Below are 13,274 nucleotides of genomic sequence, written 5' to 3' on the forward strand. Positions count from 1 at the left end.
CCCCGACGGGCAGGTCTGGGGCGAATTCCAAGGCGATCACTTCATGCGGAGCCTCGGCATGCCGCTGACCCAGACTGAGATCAAGGACCTCGGCAACCAGATCGCCTCGGCCGCCTCGACCACGCTCAGCACCAAGAAGCCTATCGTATCGGTCTCAATCCTATACCGCGACCGCCCGATCCGGGCGCAGGTGATCCAGCCACCGGCAGTGGAAGGGGGGTTTTCCATCTCGCTGCGGTTCTTCTCTTCCCTGCCTCTGGAGGCAATCAAGCTCGGGTTCCTCTATGGCAAGGAGCGCAGCCTCGAAGGCCTCCGCCGCGAACGGAATGCCGCGCTGCGTGATGTCGTGGCCTCAGGCGATATCGACGCTGCGCTGCGTCTTTGCGTCGAAAACAAGCTCAACATGATCGTCTCGGGCGGCACATCCACCGGCAAGACGGTCGCGGCCCGTAAGATCCTCTCACTGATCTCGCCCGTGGAAAGGATTATCACCATCGAGGAGGCGGCCGAACTCCGCCCCGAGCAGCCAAATGCCGTGACGCTGATCGCCGACCGTGACACCGAGGCTCGCAGTGCTGATGTGCTTTTGGCCTCGACCTTGCGCATGCGGCCCGACCGGATTGTGCTGGGCGAGGTCCGGGGGTGCGAGGCCATGACCTTCCTCGAGGCGATCAACACCGGCCACGGCGGCTCGCTGACCACGCTGCATGCCGAGACCCCGCAACTGGCCGTCCGCCGTCTCGCCATCGCAGCCCTCAAGACAGATGTGCCGATGACCTATGCCGACATGGTCGATTACATCGAAGGTTCCATCGACGTGATCATCCAGGCCGGTCGCCATGACGGTGCTCGCGGCATCACCGAGTTCTTCCTGCCCGGCCAGACAAGAAATCCAGATCAGAACGCTGCCGGGATCGAGGGCACTAAGCGCCCCGCTGTCGCGGCCGAATGAACCGAAAGGAAAACCCAATGCACAAGACCATCCTCGCCGCAGCTGTCACCCTGCTCGCCGCTCCGCTCGCGGCCCAGACCTCGCCTCAGGTCACGAACGATCTAACCGTGACCATGTCTCCCCAGCAATACCGGATCTGCAATGATCGGCCGACGCGGCCGACCTGGATGGATGAGGTCCACCCGCGCGAGTCCTACAAGGCGCTGACGCTGATGGACCTCTACGAATTGCGGGCATGGGAACAGATCGTCGAGACAGGCAGCTGCGGCTGCGACGTCCGCTTCCCGGAATGGGAAGATGCCTCCGGCGAATTCGATGAAATCTACCTCATGGCCTCAGCTGCGGAACACACGGCAGCGCAGCGGGACATCAGGCAGCAGCGCAATGATCTTCGCCACGCAGTACAGGACCTCTGCGAAGCACAAGGCAACTGGTAATGAGCGTCGTCAGCTGGATGGTCGAAACTGCTGACGGGTTCCTTGTCGATGCCGCCGAGTCCCAGTTTGGGGCTGTGGCGAGCAATACCGGCACGATCGTCCTGCTGATGGTCACCATCTCGTTGATCGGCGTCTGCATCAACATGGCCTTCCAGTTCCGAAGCATGGATGGGGCCAGCTTCTTCTGGTACCTCGTCAAGTTGACGCTGATAGGGCTCTTTGCCTTCAACTGGGCCAACTTCAATGCAGTTTCCAACGCCGTCATCGGGGGGCTCGACTATGTCGCCGGCGCACTGGTGTCGTCGGTCGGCGGCGGTGGCGCAGGCGCCAGCCACTTCGCGGGAGAGTTCGACAATCTGATTGAACGCTTCGCCACATACCTGAATGCGATCGGCAGCAACCTGAACTGGATGACTGGCGCGATCCTTGGCGGCATCGGCCTGGTGCTCCTCAGCCTGCTTGGCTTCATGACCGGCATCGTCCTCATCTTCGCCAAGATGATGCTGACCCTCATGCTCGGCCTCGCCCCGATCATGATTGCGTTGTCGCTCTTCGATGCGACGAAGGATTTCTTCCACAGATGGGTCTCGACGACGATTAGCTATGCCTTCTACCCCATCGTCATCGCCGCCATGTTCTCGACCGTCGTCGGCATGGCGAATTCACTCTTGGCCCAGCTTGGCGATCCGAACTCGGCCACCAATATCGGCTCGTTGGTGCCGTTCTTCGTCATGGTGTTTCTGGCCAAGGGCTTCGTCGCGGCAACGCCCCTGATCGTGCGGGGTATCTCGGGGAACCTTATGGTGGCCGCGGCACCTGCGATCGTCAGCGGATCTGCAGGGGTACTGCGGGGAATGTTGAACACGTCCGGTGCGCAGGGCAGGGCGCGGATCGGGGCGCTCACGACGGGTGAAGCGATCGGGCGCGGGGCGGTGCAGGCACCCGCGGTCGTTCGCAGCGCCGCGGCGACGGCAAGCGCGCAGGTGGTCAGGATGGCTGATAGGGCGAAGCGGTTGGGCAGATAGGCTATTCAAGCTCATAAGCTGAAGGTCACAGGTTCGAATCCTGTCACCGCAACCAAAATAGGTAGAACATGACCTAGCCGCTCGACTGTTGAAAGATGGGAATGTTGGAACTCGACGACCAATCCTGTGTCCGTTTTTATGTCGGCCACATGGCGCGTGCCGTCTACTGATTGCACCATCGTTTCGCGCCATGCTGCGGGCAACTGATGCTTCCAAGATCTGTGCCATTCGGTTTCATTCTCCTGCCAGAGATCGCAGTGCTTCCTGCCCTTATGCGCCCAATCCTGACTTCACCACATTTTGCGGTTACCGAAGCGCCGCAAATAGGACATTGCCCGATAAGACCAGCTTGCGGAGTCGTTCTTTCGCCTCCCATAAGTGCATATTCCAAAGCTTCTTATCCGTGTGGTCATTGCCAGATAATTGAGCCCAAACGGGCGGGCTGCTGTCAAGGCTGGCTATGCGCAGAAACGCTTACAGGGTGAGCTCGTAGCTTGTGCTGCGGCCACCAGCTTCCCCTTTGCGAAGCAGCCCCAGATCCAGCAATCCCGCGATATCGCGGTTCGCGGTGTCTTGAGAGCACTTCGCGATGGTCGCCCATTTGGACGATGTCATCTTGCCCTCGAAACCGTCAAGTAATCGGTTCAGGATCTTTATTTGGCGTTCGTTCAGCGCCAGCGCCGCGGCGCGTTCCCAGAACTGGGCCTTGGCGATGACTGTTGCCAAGACGCCATCGGCGCCGCGGATTGCCCGACCAAGGCAGGCAAGGAACCACGTCAGCCACTCCGTCACATCCGTCGCGCCTTTCTGGGTGCGCTCCAGCTCATCATAATAGTCTGACCGCTCGATCCGGATCTGCGCCGACATGCTGTAGAACCGCTGCGGGCTTGCCTCGGATCGCGCAAGCGCCAGATCGGCGATGGCGCGGGCGATGCGGCCGTTGCCATCCTCGAACGGGTGGATCGTTACGAACCACAGATGCGCCAGAGCCGCCTTGATCACCGGATCGGTGGAAAGGGGTGCGTTGAACCATGTCAGGAATGCGCCCATCTCCGCGGCGACCCCATCAGCTGGAGGGGCCGCAAAATGCACGCGCTCTCGGCCGACCGGTCCCGACACCACCTGCATGGGCCCCGAACTGTCGTCGCGCCAGCCGCCGACGCGGATGCGTGTCATGCCGCTGCGCCCGGTGGGGAACAGGGCGGCATGCCAGCCGAACAGACGCTCCGCCGTCAGGGGTGCGGTGTAGTTCCGGGTCGCATCCAGCATCACCTCGACGATGCCCTCAACGTTGCGGTCGGTCGGGGGCAGGGCGCCGATATCGATGCCAAGGCGTCTTGCAAGCGATGAGTGGACCTGTGTGGCGTCCAGCGCCTCGCCTTCTATCTCGCTGGTCTTGAGCACATCCTGTGTGAGTGTCTGCAGCACCGCTTCTTCGCGCAGCTTGAACCCAAGGGATTCCATCCGGCCGATCAGTCGACCCTGATCGTGCCGCACTGCCGCAAGAGGTGTCACGATGCTGCCAGCGCGCCAGGTCAGTGTCGGCCAGTCTGGCCTCTCCCAGATGCACATCGTAAACTCCGCGCCAGATGCGGTGATAATGCATCCTATTCGCCGCTTCTGCAAGATTTAACGCCGTAAGTTATGCGGAGATTGGCGCAGCTATTCTCCGCACGAGGTCTTTTAACAACTGGCCCGCTTGATCGGAGACCACCACTGGCTAGGCTCCAGGCTCATTAATCGTCAAATCCAGAACATGACGGTTGCGGCAAGTGCGCCGGCGGAGAGGCAGGTCTTCCCACATCTGTTGTAACGGGTTGCGATGCGGCGCCAGTCCTTCAACCTGGCGAACATGATCTCGATGCGGTTGCGAGTTATTGTTGGCGAATGGGCGCTGCCTGCGCTTTGATCCGACGCTGGAGATGGCCGCGCTGACGCAATTGATCCGGGCGGTGAAAGGGGCATGATCGGGCCTGGCGCAGGCGTTCGGGTCCCCAGCTTTCGCGCCCACGGCGCCGGATCAGGTCTTTGGGCTCCTTGCGACAGGTCGCCGGCCGGTGTCGCTTGAAGGCATGGACGCCGCTGTTCTGGCCGAGGCCCGCAAGCGCGATTGATACGAATATCGTCGTCGCTACCTGACGGGCGCTCACCCGTACCAATCCAGCCGGGCGCGTGCCTTGGTGGATGCCAAACCCGTTTTCGTTCCGGTGAGGGTTCTGTGGGAGGCGGAATAGGTCCTGCGCAGCGCGTACGGTCAGCGGGCACCAGACGTCGCGCGTGCATTGCGCGCATTTGGTGGCCTGCCCAGCGTGACCTATGACGATGCCCTGATCGTGGCCGAGGCCTTGGACAGGGTCGAACGCGGCATGGATTTCGCAAATGCGCTGCATCTGGGAAAGTCCGGGGGGACTGAGAAATTCGTGACCTTCGATCAGAAAGTTCATCAAGGCGGCGCGGCGCGAGGGGATCGATGGCGTGGCGGAACGTTGACCGTTTCATAGGCGTTTCCTGTCTGTGTGTCATTTCCCCCTCAGGCAGCCCGATACCCCAACAGAAAATAACGCATCCGCACGCAATCGGGTGCACTGATGTGCATCGGCCTGCATTCGCCGGAATTCAGCCCTCCAAAATGGCCGTCGGGCACGTCTAAGATCTTTACCTTATTCGGTAAGCGCTGGCTGCTGCGATGGCGCACAGTACTGCTCTTACCGTTAAAGATAAATCCCCTTGAGCGAAGCCCATTTCGTCCCTATCTTTACTGAAAAAGGTAAGGTGGCGGAGATGGTCGATGATACCGAAAAGAAGCTGCTGGCGGATGCCGGAAAACGGATCCGCGAGGCCCGGGCGGAGCAGGGCTTGAGCCTTGAGCAACTGGCACGCCTCACCGGGATCAGCGCGCCTGCGCTGTCCTTGATCGAAACCGGCAAACGCGATCCACGGCTGACGACGATCAAGCGGATCTCTGATGCGTTACGTGTCTCCCTCGCAACGTTGATCGCAGACGGCTCTGGACTAAACCAGCCCAACGCTTCGCCTTCCTCTGTAGGGTATGATCTCGGAGAGTATCAGTGAAAGCTTCCGTCCCCATCTGGTTTGATGACCTTACGGTAGGGCAGGTCGACGTTGCGACGGATGGGTCTCTCTCTTTGCGATACGCCGAGCGATGGCTGCAGACGGCCGGGGCGTTCCCTCTGTCAGTCACCATGCCGCTCCGAGCCGAGCACTATCCCTCTGATGTCATCTCCCCCTGGCTGGCAAACCTCTTGCCAGAGGAAGAACAGCTTCAGGTGCTGACCCGGTCTCTCGGTCTCGACCAGGCAGATGTTCTGGCCGTGCTGGCAGAGATTGGGGGGGATACGGCCGGCGCCCTGTCCTTCGGCGCAGTGACGGATCGGGCGCTTTGGGCCTATGCACCGCTCACCAGCTTCTACGACACCGCCGATCCGCTTCTGGCGCTCGAGCGCCACTTCGAAGATCTCGGTCTCAGGCCGTTTCTCGTTGGCGAGGAGGGCGTTCGACAGTCCCTGGCAGGCGGCCAGAAAAAATCAGCCTTGGCTGTGCTGGACGAGACGGGCAAGCCAGTGCTGCGTCTGCCGCAAGGGGGTGACGTCCTTGCCATCCCCCTGAACGGGGCACCGTCCACTATGGTGGTGAAGCCCGACAATCCCAACCTGCCCGGCATCACCGAGAACGAGGTCTGGTGTCTGCGGATGGCTCAAGCCATCGGGATCGACGCTGCGCAAGCGACCATCCTCCAGTCGTCAAAGCGAACTGCCATCGGTGTGCTTCGCTATGATCGCAGGATCGGGCGCAGCGGTCAGCTTTTGCGCCTTCATCAGGAAGACTTTGCCCAGGCCAATGGCCTGCCGCCCGGCCGGAAATACGAACGCGGCACTCGGCCCGGGCTCGACCTCAAAACCCTTCTCGAGACCGGTCGTCATGTCAGCGCAACAGATGCGTTGGCGCTGCTGGACCAGGTGATCTTCAACATACTCGTCGCCAATACTGATGCGCATGCCAAGAACTATTCCCTGATCCTGCCGGTGGGCGCCGCGCCGCGCCTGGCGCCGCTTTACGATGTCTCGACGGTACTGTCCTGGCCTCATGTCGCGAAGACTTACGCTCAATCCATCGATGGCAAGAGGCGGCGCCCGGACATGATCGCGGGTCGGCACTGGGAAGCCATCGCGCGCGAAATCGGCTATCGCCCCACCGATGTGAAAAACCGCGTCCAGCAGATCGTCGACGCGATGGTGGCGAATAGAGCGAAGATCACCGATGAAGTGGCCGCGCTGCTGAGTGCCGCTGAGGGATATGTCGTGCAGACCGCCGAAGCCGTTGAAGACAATGCGCTGCGCATGGCGGGGAGGCTGTAGATGGTAGCGAAGGCGACACACAAATAGGCGTTCAAGCCGGAAATGCCTACAGCTGCAAGTCGACCAAGTCCATCAAGCGATCGCCGTCATTCGGTTCTGAGGTCCGGGCCGTTGCGTCGCACTGAAAGCGATAGCCTCGAATTTTGTTCCGCTGTGATCTCTGCTAAGGGCAGCGGGCGTACTGATGCGATTCTCGTGGGGCGACCGCCATGCACATTCTGATGACGGTGAATGCCGCCTGGAACATCTGGAACTTCCGCCGCCCGCTGGTTGAGGCGCTTTCGGGCGATGGCCACCAGATCACGGTGTTGGCGCCGCCTGATGAGGCGGTCCCTGAGCTGGAACGTCTGGGTTGCCGCGTTCGCCCGCTCGAGATGAGCGTGAAGGGGCTTAACCCGATCGAGGATCTGAAACTACAGCGGCGGTTTGGCCGGATTTTCCGCGAGGAACGGCCTGATGCCGTACTGAGCTATACCATCAAGAACAATATCTTCGGCGCTCGAGCAGCAATATCATGTGATGTTCCCTTCCTGCCCAATGTGACCGGGCTGGGGACGGCCTTCCTGTCTGGCAAGTTCTTGCAGACGGTCACAGAGCAACTCTACAGCCGATCCTTTGCCGCCTTGCCTGTTGTGTTTTTCCAGAACGAGGACGATCGAGATCTGTTTCTGAACCGCCGCCTGGTGCGAGCGGATCAGGTGCGGCTTCTGCCCGGCTCTGGCATCGATTTGGAGCGTTTTGCGCCCGCCCCCTTGCCCGCGCCCCAGGAGCCGCCTGTGTTCTTGATGATCGCGAGGCTGTTGCGCGACAAGGGCGTGCTGGAATTCGTCGAGGCCGCGCGCCTAGTGAAAGCGCGCCATCCGCAGGTGCGCTTCCAGCTGTTAGGCGCTGTTGGATCTGAAAACCGAAGCGCCATCGATCGCCCGACCGTCGACGCTTGGGTGGCAGAGGGCGTGGTCGAATATCTCGGCACGACAGCCGACGTGCGTCCTGCGATCGCGGCGGCGTCCTGCGTGGTTCTGCCCTCCTACCGAGAAGGTGCGCCGCGGACTTTGATTGAAGCCGCCGCCATGTCGCGGCCGCTGATCGCAACAGACGTGCCAGGGTGCCGGGCCGTGGTCGATCGGGATGTTTCGGGCTTTCTCTGCGACGTGCGCGATGCTGAAAGCCTCGCTGCTGCAATGGAGCGATTTTTGACCCTTTCTTATGAGGCGCAGCAAGCCATGGGCGCTGCCGGTCGCGCCAAGATGGAAAACGAATACGATCAGGCGCTTGTTGTCGACGCCTATCGCGCAGCACTGGATATCATCGCACGCGGGCGGCGGGGCGCGCGCTGATGGACACCATCTTCTTCATCGCCTCGAAACTGATCGGCACTTTGCTGCGGCCAGATACTTGGATCGTCCTGGCACTGGCTGTCGTGGTGTTGGCGCTGCTGTTGAACCGCAGGCGCCTTGCGCTTTGGGTCGGAAGCATCACGTTGAGCCTTCTGGTCGCCCTAGCGATCCTTCCCCTCGGCGATATGATTCTGCAGCCGATCGAGCGGACCTACCCTGTGGAGCCAGCACTGGAACAGGTCGACGGGATTATCGTGCTGGGAGGTGGCGAGGACGCGCGCGCCAGCGCCTTCTGGAATCAGATGCAACTGAATGAGGGCGGCGAGCGGTACACGGCGGCCCTGGCACTGGCCAGGCGCTTTCCGGAAGCGAGGCTTCTCTTCACCGGCGGCAGTGGTGCGCTGAGAGACTTGGCTGGGGCAGAGACTTCAGAGGCAGACATGGCGGGACGCTTCTTCCGCGATCAAGGCGTCTCGCCCGAGCGCCTGCTGCTTGAGGGCCAGTCCCGCAACACGGCCGAAAATGCGCGGCTCAGCTTTGCTCTGGCCGCTCCTGGGCCAGACGAAACCTGGGTGCTTGTGACCAGCGCGTTCCACATGCCGCGTGCCATGCGCAGTTTCGAGACGGCCGGTTGGACGGACCTCGTTCCGTGGCCCGTCGATTACCGGACCTCGGCCTTCGTTGACGGTATGGGTTGGAACCTCATCCGCAACCTGCTTGTGCTGAATACAGGGATCCGCGAACAGGTTGCGCAAATCGCTTATCGCCTCTCTGGACGCTAAACCACGTTCACACCAAACCGTCACGCTCCGCCACGTACAAAATCCCTTCGAGAAAACCTTTCACCGACCCGCAGTCAAAGCGCCGCCCCTTTAACCTCACAGCGTCAACTTGACCGGCTGCCGCTTGGGTGTTGATTGCATCTGCGAGCTGAATTTCACAACCTGCTCCAGGAGCCTGTCCGCGCAAGATGTTGAAGATATCAGGTGTCAGCACGTAACGGCCGATCGACGCGAGATTTGACGGTGCCTGTTCATAGGGAGGTTTTTCAACGAGACCTGCAACACTGCCCGTGACTGCGCCAGGCCGAACCACGCCATACTTTGAAATATCAGGCCCATCTACCTGCATAACGGACAATTGCGTCCGTCCTGTCGAGTGATAACCTTTGACCAGATCAGCGGTCACGCCGGCGCCATCGTAGGTCAAGAAATCGTCTGCCAGGAGCACGGCAAAGGGATCATCACCCACAGCCCGCTCAGCGCAGAGCACAGCGTGGCCAAGACCCAGCTGTTCCGGTTGGCGTACAAAGATGCATTCGACGCCCTGTGGCAGGATACTGTGCACCATGTCTGCTTGTTCGATTTTGCCTTTGGCCCGCAGCGCGGCCTCAAGCTCCTGGTTGCTGTCGAAATGATCCTCGATCGCCCGCTTGTTGCGCCCTGTCACAAAAATCAGCGTATCAATTCCAGCCGCGATTGCTTCTTCTGCCGCATATTGGATCAAGGGCTTGTCGACGATTGGCAGCAATTCCTTCGGCATCGCCTTTGTTGCCGGCAGGAAACGCGTGCCAAAGCCAGCAACCGGAAAGACAGCTTTGCGAACAGGTTTCATATTGGGGCCTTTCAGGACGCCATGTTAAGCTGAAAACCAGGCTTTGGATGGTGCTGCACAGCCGAAAATTCATGAGTTACGCGAAATAGGCACTTCTATGTAGTAACAGTTTCAGACGTTTCGCAACTGGTCAGCGGCCACCGCCACGCGGGTCTGCCCGCCCATGATCTCCATCAGGACCCATACGCGCCGTTCTGGTGCGATCGTCTCGATCGTCCCCACGAAATCCGCAAAGGGGCCCGAAGTCAGCCGCACCTGATCGCCCGGCCTCAGAACCTTCGGCGGCAACAGCTTGCCGTCTGCATCGCATCGCAGCAGCAGCTGGCTGACGACATCGAGTGGCACGGCTGCCGGCTCCTTGCCGAAGCTCACCAGTCGCGTGATCCCGTTCGTCGAGTTGATCGTGCGCCAATGCCCGGCGCCCGTGTTGAACGCCACGAAGATGTATCCAGGAAACAGCGGCCGCGGCGCGGTAATGAACTTGCCTCGCACCTGCTTCGTATTGTCTTCTGTCGGCAGGAAAGTCCGAAACCCTTGCAACTTCAGATTGCGCTCAGCAATGTGACCGCAGTTCGGCTTCAACTGCGCCAGAAACCAACTCGCCCCTCGATCGTGAAACGTCATCGCGATTCCCCGCTCATCTCTGAGCGTGTGGCGTCACTTGGCGTCCTGAGGCAAATGCTCTTTGGAATGCAAAGGTATCAAAAGTAAAGTCATGGAGCCGCTATCTCACCAAGCTATTGTATTCGCTTGGAACTTGGCCAGTCATGACTTGATAGCTCCCGCACGTCACGCAAACGTCTACCTCGAAATGGGCAGCGATGGAGGGTGAGTTGGACGGGAGTGGCGCAGTAACGGAGTTCCGCGCAGGGCAATATGTGCACATGTCGACCGAGCATCAGCAGTGTTCGACGCACAACCAGTCCGACAAGATCCGCGAATATGCCGAAAAGCGTGGCATCGAGATCGTCCGCACCTATGCAGACGACGGCAAGAGTGGGCTCTCCATCGGTGGACGGGCGTCCCTGCAGCGTCTCATCGCGGATGTGGAAGCTGGCGCAGCCGACTTCAACGTGATCCTCGTCTATGATGTCAGCCGCTGGGGCCGTTTCCAGGATGCGGACGAAAGTGCCTTTTACGAATACATCTGCAAGCGCGCGGGCATCCAGGTCGCCTATTGTGCCGAGCAATTCAAGAACGACGTCTCCCCCGTCTCGACCATCGTCAAGCGTCAAGCGCGCCATGGCCGGGAGATCAGCCGGGAATTGTCGGTCAAGGTCTTCACCGGCCAGTGCCGATTGATCGAATTGGGCTATCGCAGGGCGGGCCCGCGGGTTATGGCCTGCGCCGGGTGCTGATTGACGGGCGCGGGAACATCAAGGCCGAGCTGAAGCGTGGCGAGCACAAGTCCCTGCAGACCGACCACGTCATCCTGATGCCCGGGCCCGAGGAGGAGGTGGCCTGGGTCAACAAGATGTATCGCTGCCTGATTGAGGAGGATCTGTCTGGTGGTCAACGTGACCGACGCAGACGCCTTCATCATGTCGCTGAAGGAAAACATCGCCCGGCGCGGTCACCGCCTTCTGGAGATCCTTGCCGACATCGAACGTCTGCTGGCCAGCGATTATAGCAACGACGACATCATCCAGCGAACGGGTTTGTCGGAAAAATACGTCCGGGACATCGTCTTCCTGCTTGAAAAGGGGAAGGAGCGCCTGATTGAGGCGGTGCAAAACGGCACTATCCCACTGACCACGGCACTCGAGATCGCCCGCGCAAAGCATGCCGACCGCATCGAAACTGCCTGAGCCATAGGAGGCCACCATGAACCAATACAGCACCGTCAAGCCGCTCTCTCCCTGAGCTTTTCCCCCGCCTACGCCCGAAGAGGACGATGCGCCCTATCCAAAGGCGCCGCTGAACCTGACGCTCGGTTTTGATCTTGAGACCTGGCAGATCCCGCTAGAGGAGTTGTTGCCCTCGAAGAAGGTACCGAACGGCGTGATTACAACGCGGACGTTCCGCCAGATCGTGTCATCCATCCGCGAGATCGGGCTGATTGAGCCCTTGTCGGTCATCAAGCCGGCTGAGAACGCCACAAGCTTTTTGCTGCTCGATGGGAACCTGCGTGTTCTGGCGCTGAAAGAGCTCGGGCTACGGCGCCCTGTTTGATCGCCAAGGATTTTGAAACCTACACCTACAACCACCGGATCAACCGGTTTTCGACGTCGAGGCGGTGGAACTGATGATCGCTGCGAACACGATCACGGCCGCCCATGCCGACGCGCTTCTGAAGGCAACGCCGCCGGAACAGCGTACGGATTATGCGCCGCCGAAGCCCGATGAGCCCAAAGGCGACCCGCTGCAGCAGATCGTCAAACTCGAGCGCAAGATGAGGCAGGTTCAGGAGAAATACAAACGCGCCGAGGAAAGCTATGGCTCGGAACTCCTGAACCTGGTCGTAGCCAAGGGATACCCGAAGAATGTTCTCTAGAATGACGCTGTTCGCGCCTATGTCGATCGAAACGCGCGTGAAATCCTCGATCAGTTCGAACTGGTGCTGAACACCGTCAGCATGGAAGAGGCTGTTGAGCAGGCCGAGCGCGGCGACGGTTCCGTTTGGGATCGGGTCGAGAATACAAACGCTGCCGAAGGAGACTCTATGGCCGAGGGTCCAGACGAGAGCACTCAGGATTTGTGACGCTGGCAGGGCGGGTCGATCTTAGCAGGTCCAGTGCGGACTCGCTGGCGGGCTCAAAGTGCGGCACCGGCAAGCGATCACGGGGCTTTGACCACAGCCAGTGGCGGGGATGGGGGGCGTGGGTTTCGCATCGGTGGCCGACGTCTCTGGGCTGGCGCAGCTTTCCTTCTGTTGGGTAGATCCAAGGCCACATCCATGCTGAGGGCGCTGGCCAGCGGTCTGGGCGCGCGTCATTGCTGCAATGGAAATTCCGCAGGACGTCCGGATCATTAGGTGCAAGACTATGATCGAAAGAGCATCAGAAAGGGGCTTTCCGTGGCTGCGGCATTCTGGTAACGCTCAAATCAGAGCAATGACGATGATTCAGCATCAGTTCATTCAGCGAGTATCCTGAGGCGCCCTGCGGGCAGTCCTCCTGCGGCAGCCTGAGAAATCATAGTGGCAGGCCAGCGCGACAAGGTCCAGGAAGATGTGCGGTTCCGCGTTTTGCGGCTTCTGCATGACAATCCGGAGTTGTCCCAGCGCGACCTCGCCGAAGCCGTTGGCATAAGCAATGGCAGTGCGCACTACTTGCTCAGCGCGCTTCTGGACAAAGGTCTCATCAAGCTCGGGAATTTCACCGCTGCCCAAGACAAGCGGCGCTATGCCTACATCCTGACGCCAAAAGGCATCGCCGAGAAGGCTGCCATCACCAAGCGCTTCCTCGAGCGGAAAATCGAGGAATACGACGCCCTGAAAGCTGAGATCGAGGCGCTCAAGGACGAACTGGGTGACTCGGTTGTGTCAGACAAATCTGGCCTCTGATGACCGCCTCACGACAGAATAGGCTCGA

At 60.3% G+C, this 13,274-nt stretch carries 16 protein-coding genes, 1 tRNA gene and 1 pseudogene; 13 read left to right on the forward strand and 5 right to left on the reverse strand.

Annotated elements, in window-relative coordinates; all coding sequences use genetic code 11:
* The 4 genes from Q8M85_RS18030 to Q8M85_RS18045 form a co-directional block, all read left to right on the forward strand.
* The coding region (locus Q8M85_RS18030) for an ATPase, T2SS/T4P/T4SS family (RefSeq protein WP_305547157.1) at nt 1-952 on the forward strand (952 nt) is incomplete at its 5' end.
* A 17-nt stretch (nt 953-969) separates the two neighbouring features.
* Nucleotides 970-1,389, forward strand: coding sequence for a hypothetical protein (locus tag Q8M85_RS18035; RefSeq protein ID WP_305547159.1), 420 nt, complete (start codon nt 970-972; stop codon nt 1,387-1,389).
* Nucleotides 1,389-2,414 carry a type IV secretion system protein gene (locus tag Q8M85_RS18040; RefSeq protein ID WP_305547161.1) on the forward strand — a complete coding sequence of 342 codons (1,026 nt, stop codon included), beginning with the start codon at nt 1,389-1,391 and terminating at the stop codon, nt 2,412-2,414. Before Q8M85_RS18035 ends, Q8M85_RS18040 begins: the two co-directional genes overlap by 1 nt.
* Nucleotides 2,399-2,465, forward strand: a tRNA-Ser gene (locus Q8M85_RS18045). The genes Q8M85_RS18040 and Q8M85_RS18045 overlap by 16 nt, the downstream gene beginning before the upstream one ends.
* A 423-nt stretch (nt 2,466-2,888) precedes the next feature.
* Here the strand turns inward: Q8M85_RS18045 and Q8M85_RS18050 are convergent.
* The 3 genes and pseudogenes from Q8M85_RS18050 to Q8M85_RS18060 form a co-directional block, all read right to left on the reverse strand.
* A complete protein-coding gene (locus Q8M85_RS18050; RefSeq protein WP_305547163.1) occupies nt 2,889-3,986 on the reverse strand; it encodes a Fic family protein in 1,098 nt (365 codons plus the stop codon).
* Between the two features lie 171 nt (nt 3,987-4,157).
* Nucleotides 4,158-4,286: pseudogene (locus Q8M85_RS18055) on the reverse strand (IS5/IS1182 family transposase); the annotation flags it as partial.
* Between the two features lie 2 nt (nt 4,287-4,288).
* A complete protein-coding gene (locus Q8M85_RS18060) occupies nt 4,289-4,858 on the reverse strand; it encodes a hypothetical protein (protein WP_305547230.1) in 570 nt (189 codons plus the stop codon).
* 283 nt (nt 4,859-5,141) lie between these two features.
* Here Q8M85_RS18060 and Q8M85_RS18065 point away from each other — a divergent pair, with 283 nt between their 5' ends.
* The 4 genes from Q8M85_RS18065 to Q8M85_RS18080 all read left to right on the forward strand — a co-directional run bounded on the left by Q8M85_RS18065 (nt 5,142) and on the right by Q8M85_RS18080 (nt 8,909).
* The gene (locus Q8M85_RS18065) at nt 5,142-5,486 is read left to right on the forward strand and encodes a helix-turn-helix domain-containing protein (RefSeq protein WP_305547165.1); all 345 of its coding nucleotides are present in this window, start codon (nt 5,142-5,144) and stop codon (nt 5,484-5,486) included.
* Entirely contained in the window at nt 5,483-6,790 is a 1,308-nt protein-coding gene (locus tag Q8M85_RS18070; RefSeq protein WP_305547167.1) for a HipA domain-containing protein, read from the forward strand. The genes Q8M85_RS18065 and Q8M85_RS18070 overlap by 4 nt, the downstream gene beginning before the upstream one ends.
* 209 nt (nt 6,791-6,999) lie before the next feature.
* Entirely contained in the window at nt 7,000-8,127 is a 1,128-nt protein-coding gene (locus Q8M85_RS18075) for a glycosyltransferase family 4 protein (protein ID WP_305547169.1), read from the forward strand.
* The gene (locus tag Q8M85_RS18080) at nt 8,127-8,909 is read left to right on the forward strand and encodes a YdcF family protein (RefSeq protein WP_305547171.1); all 783 of its coding nucleotides are present in this window, start codon (nt 8,127-8,129) and stop codon (nt 8,907-8,909) included. Before Q8M85_RS18075 ends, Q8M85_RS18080 begins: the two co-directional genes overlap by 1 nt.
* Nucleotides 8,910-8,916: 7 nt before the next feature.
* On the opposite strand, the gene galU is transcribed toward Q8M85_RS18080, so the two are convergent.
* Both galU and Q8M85_RS18090 read right to left on the reverse strand, forming a co-directional pair.
* A complete protein-coding gene (gene galU / locus Q8M85_RS18085) occupies nt 8,917-9,741 on the reverse strand; it encodes a UTP--glucose-1-phosphate uridylyltransferase GalU (protein WP_305547172.1) in 825 nt (274 codons plus the stop codon).
* A 111-nt stretch (nt 9,742-9,852) separates the two neighbouring features.
* Nucleotides 9,853-10,365: a transcription termination/antitermination protein NusG gene (locus Q8M85_RS18090; protein WP_305547174.1), complete on the reverse strand. Its 513-nt coding sequence runs from the start codon at nt 10,363-10,365 to the stop codon at nt 9,853-9,855.
* Between the two features lie 209 nt (nt 10,366-10,574).
* Here Q8M85_RS18090 and Q8M85_RS18095 point away from each other — a divergent pair, with 209 nt between their 5' ends.
* From Q8M85_RS18095 to Q8M85_RS18115, 5 genes are all read left to right on the forward strand, one after another.
* Nucleotides 10,575-11,099, forward strand: a complete 525-nt coding sequence (locus tag Q8M85_RS18095) for a recombinase family protein (protein ID WP_305547176.1) — start codon at nt 10,575-10,577, stop codon at nt 11,097-11,099.
* Between the two features lie 159 nt (nt 11,100-11,258).
* Complete coding sequence (locus tag Q8M85_RS18100; protein WP_305547178.1) at nt 11,259-11,549, forward strand: plasmid partitioning protein RepB C-terminal domain-containing protein; 291 nt, start codon at nt 11,259-11,261, stop codon at nt 11,547-11,549.
* Nucleotides 11,550-11,697: 148 nt separating this feature from the next.
* Nucleotides 11,698-11,913, forward strand: coding sequence for a ParB/RepB/Spo0J family partition protein (locus tag Q8M85_RS18105; RefSeq protein ID WP_305547226.1), 216 nt, complete (start codon nt 11,698-11,700; stop codon nt 11,911-11,913).
* Between the two features lie 64 nt (nt 11,914-11,977).
* On the forward strand, nt 11,978-12,235 hold the full coding sequence (locus Q8M85_RS18110) for a plasmid partitioning protein RepB C-terminal domain-containing protein (protein WP_305547180.1): 258 nt from the start codon (nt 11,978-11,980) through the stop codon (nt 12,233-12,235).
* 645 nt (nt 12,236-12,880) lie between these two features.
* Complete coding sequence (locus Q8M85_RS18115; protein WP_305547181.1) at nt 12,881-13,246, forward strand: MarR family EPS-associated transcriptional regulator; 366 nt, start codon at nt 12,881-12,883, stop codon at nt 13,244-13,246.
* Nucleotides 13,247-13,274 lie beyond the last annotated feature (28 nt).

Origin of the sequence: Tabrizicola sp. (genome assembly GCF_030694085.1) — a bacterium.
In the GTDB taxonomy this organism is placed as follows: Bacteria; Pseudomonadota; Alphaproteobacteria; order Rhodobacterales; family Rhodobacteraceae; genus Tabrizicola.

Coding starts and splice junctions, on each gene's coding strand:
- Q8M85_RS18075 (WP_305547169.1), top strand. CDS start 7,000: ATGCACATTCTGATGACGGTGAATGCCGCCTGGAACATCTGGAACTTC.
- Q8M85_RS18040 (WP_305547161.1), top strand. CDS start 1,389: ATGAGCGTCGTCAGCTGGATGGTCGAAACTGCTGACGGGTTCCTTGTC.
- Q8M85_RS18060 (WP_305547230.1), bottom strand. CDS start 4,858: ATGAACTTTCTGATCGAAGGTCACGAATTTCTCAGTCCCCCCGGACTT.
- Q8M85_RS18090 (WP_305547174.1), bottom strand. CDS start 10,365: ATGACGTTTCACGATCGAGGGGCGAGTTGGTTTCTGGCGCAGTTGAAG.
- galU (WP_305547172.1), bottom strand. CDS start 9,741: ATGAAACCTGTTCGCAAAGCTGTCTTTCCGGTTGCTGGCTTTGGCACG.
- Q8M85_RS18080 (WP_305547171.1), top strand. CDS start 8,127: ATGGACACCATCTTCTTCATCGCCTCGAAACTGATCGGCACTTTGCTG.
- Q8M85_RS18035 (WP_305547159.1), top strand. CDS start 970: ATGCACAAGACCATCCTCGCCGCAGCTGTCACCCTGCTCGCCGCTCCG.
- Q8M85_RS18050 (WP_305547163.1), bottom strand. CDS start 3,986: ATGTGCATCTGGGAGAGGCCAGACTGGCCGACACTGACCTGGCGCGCT.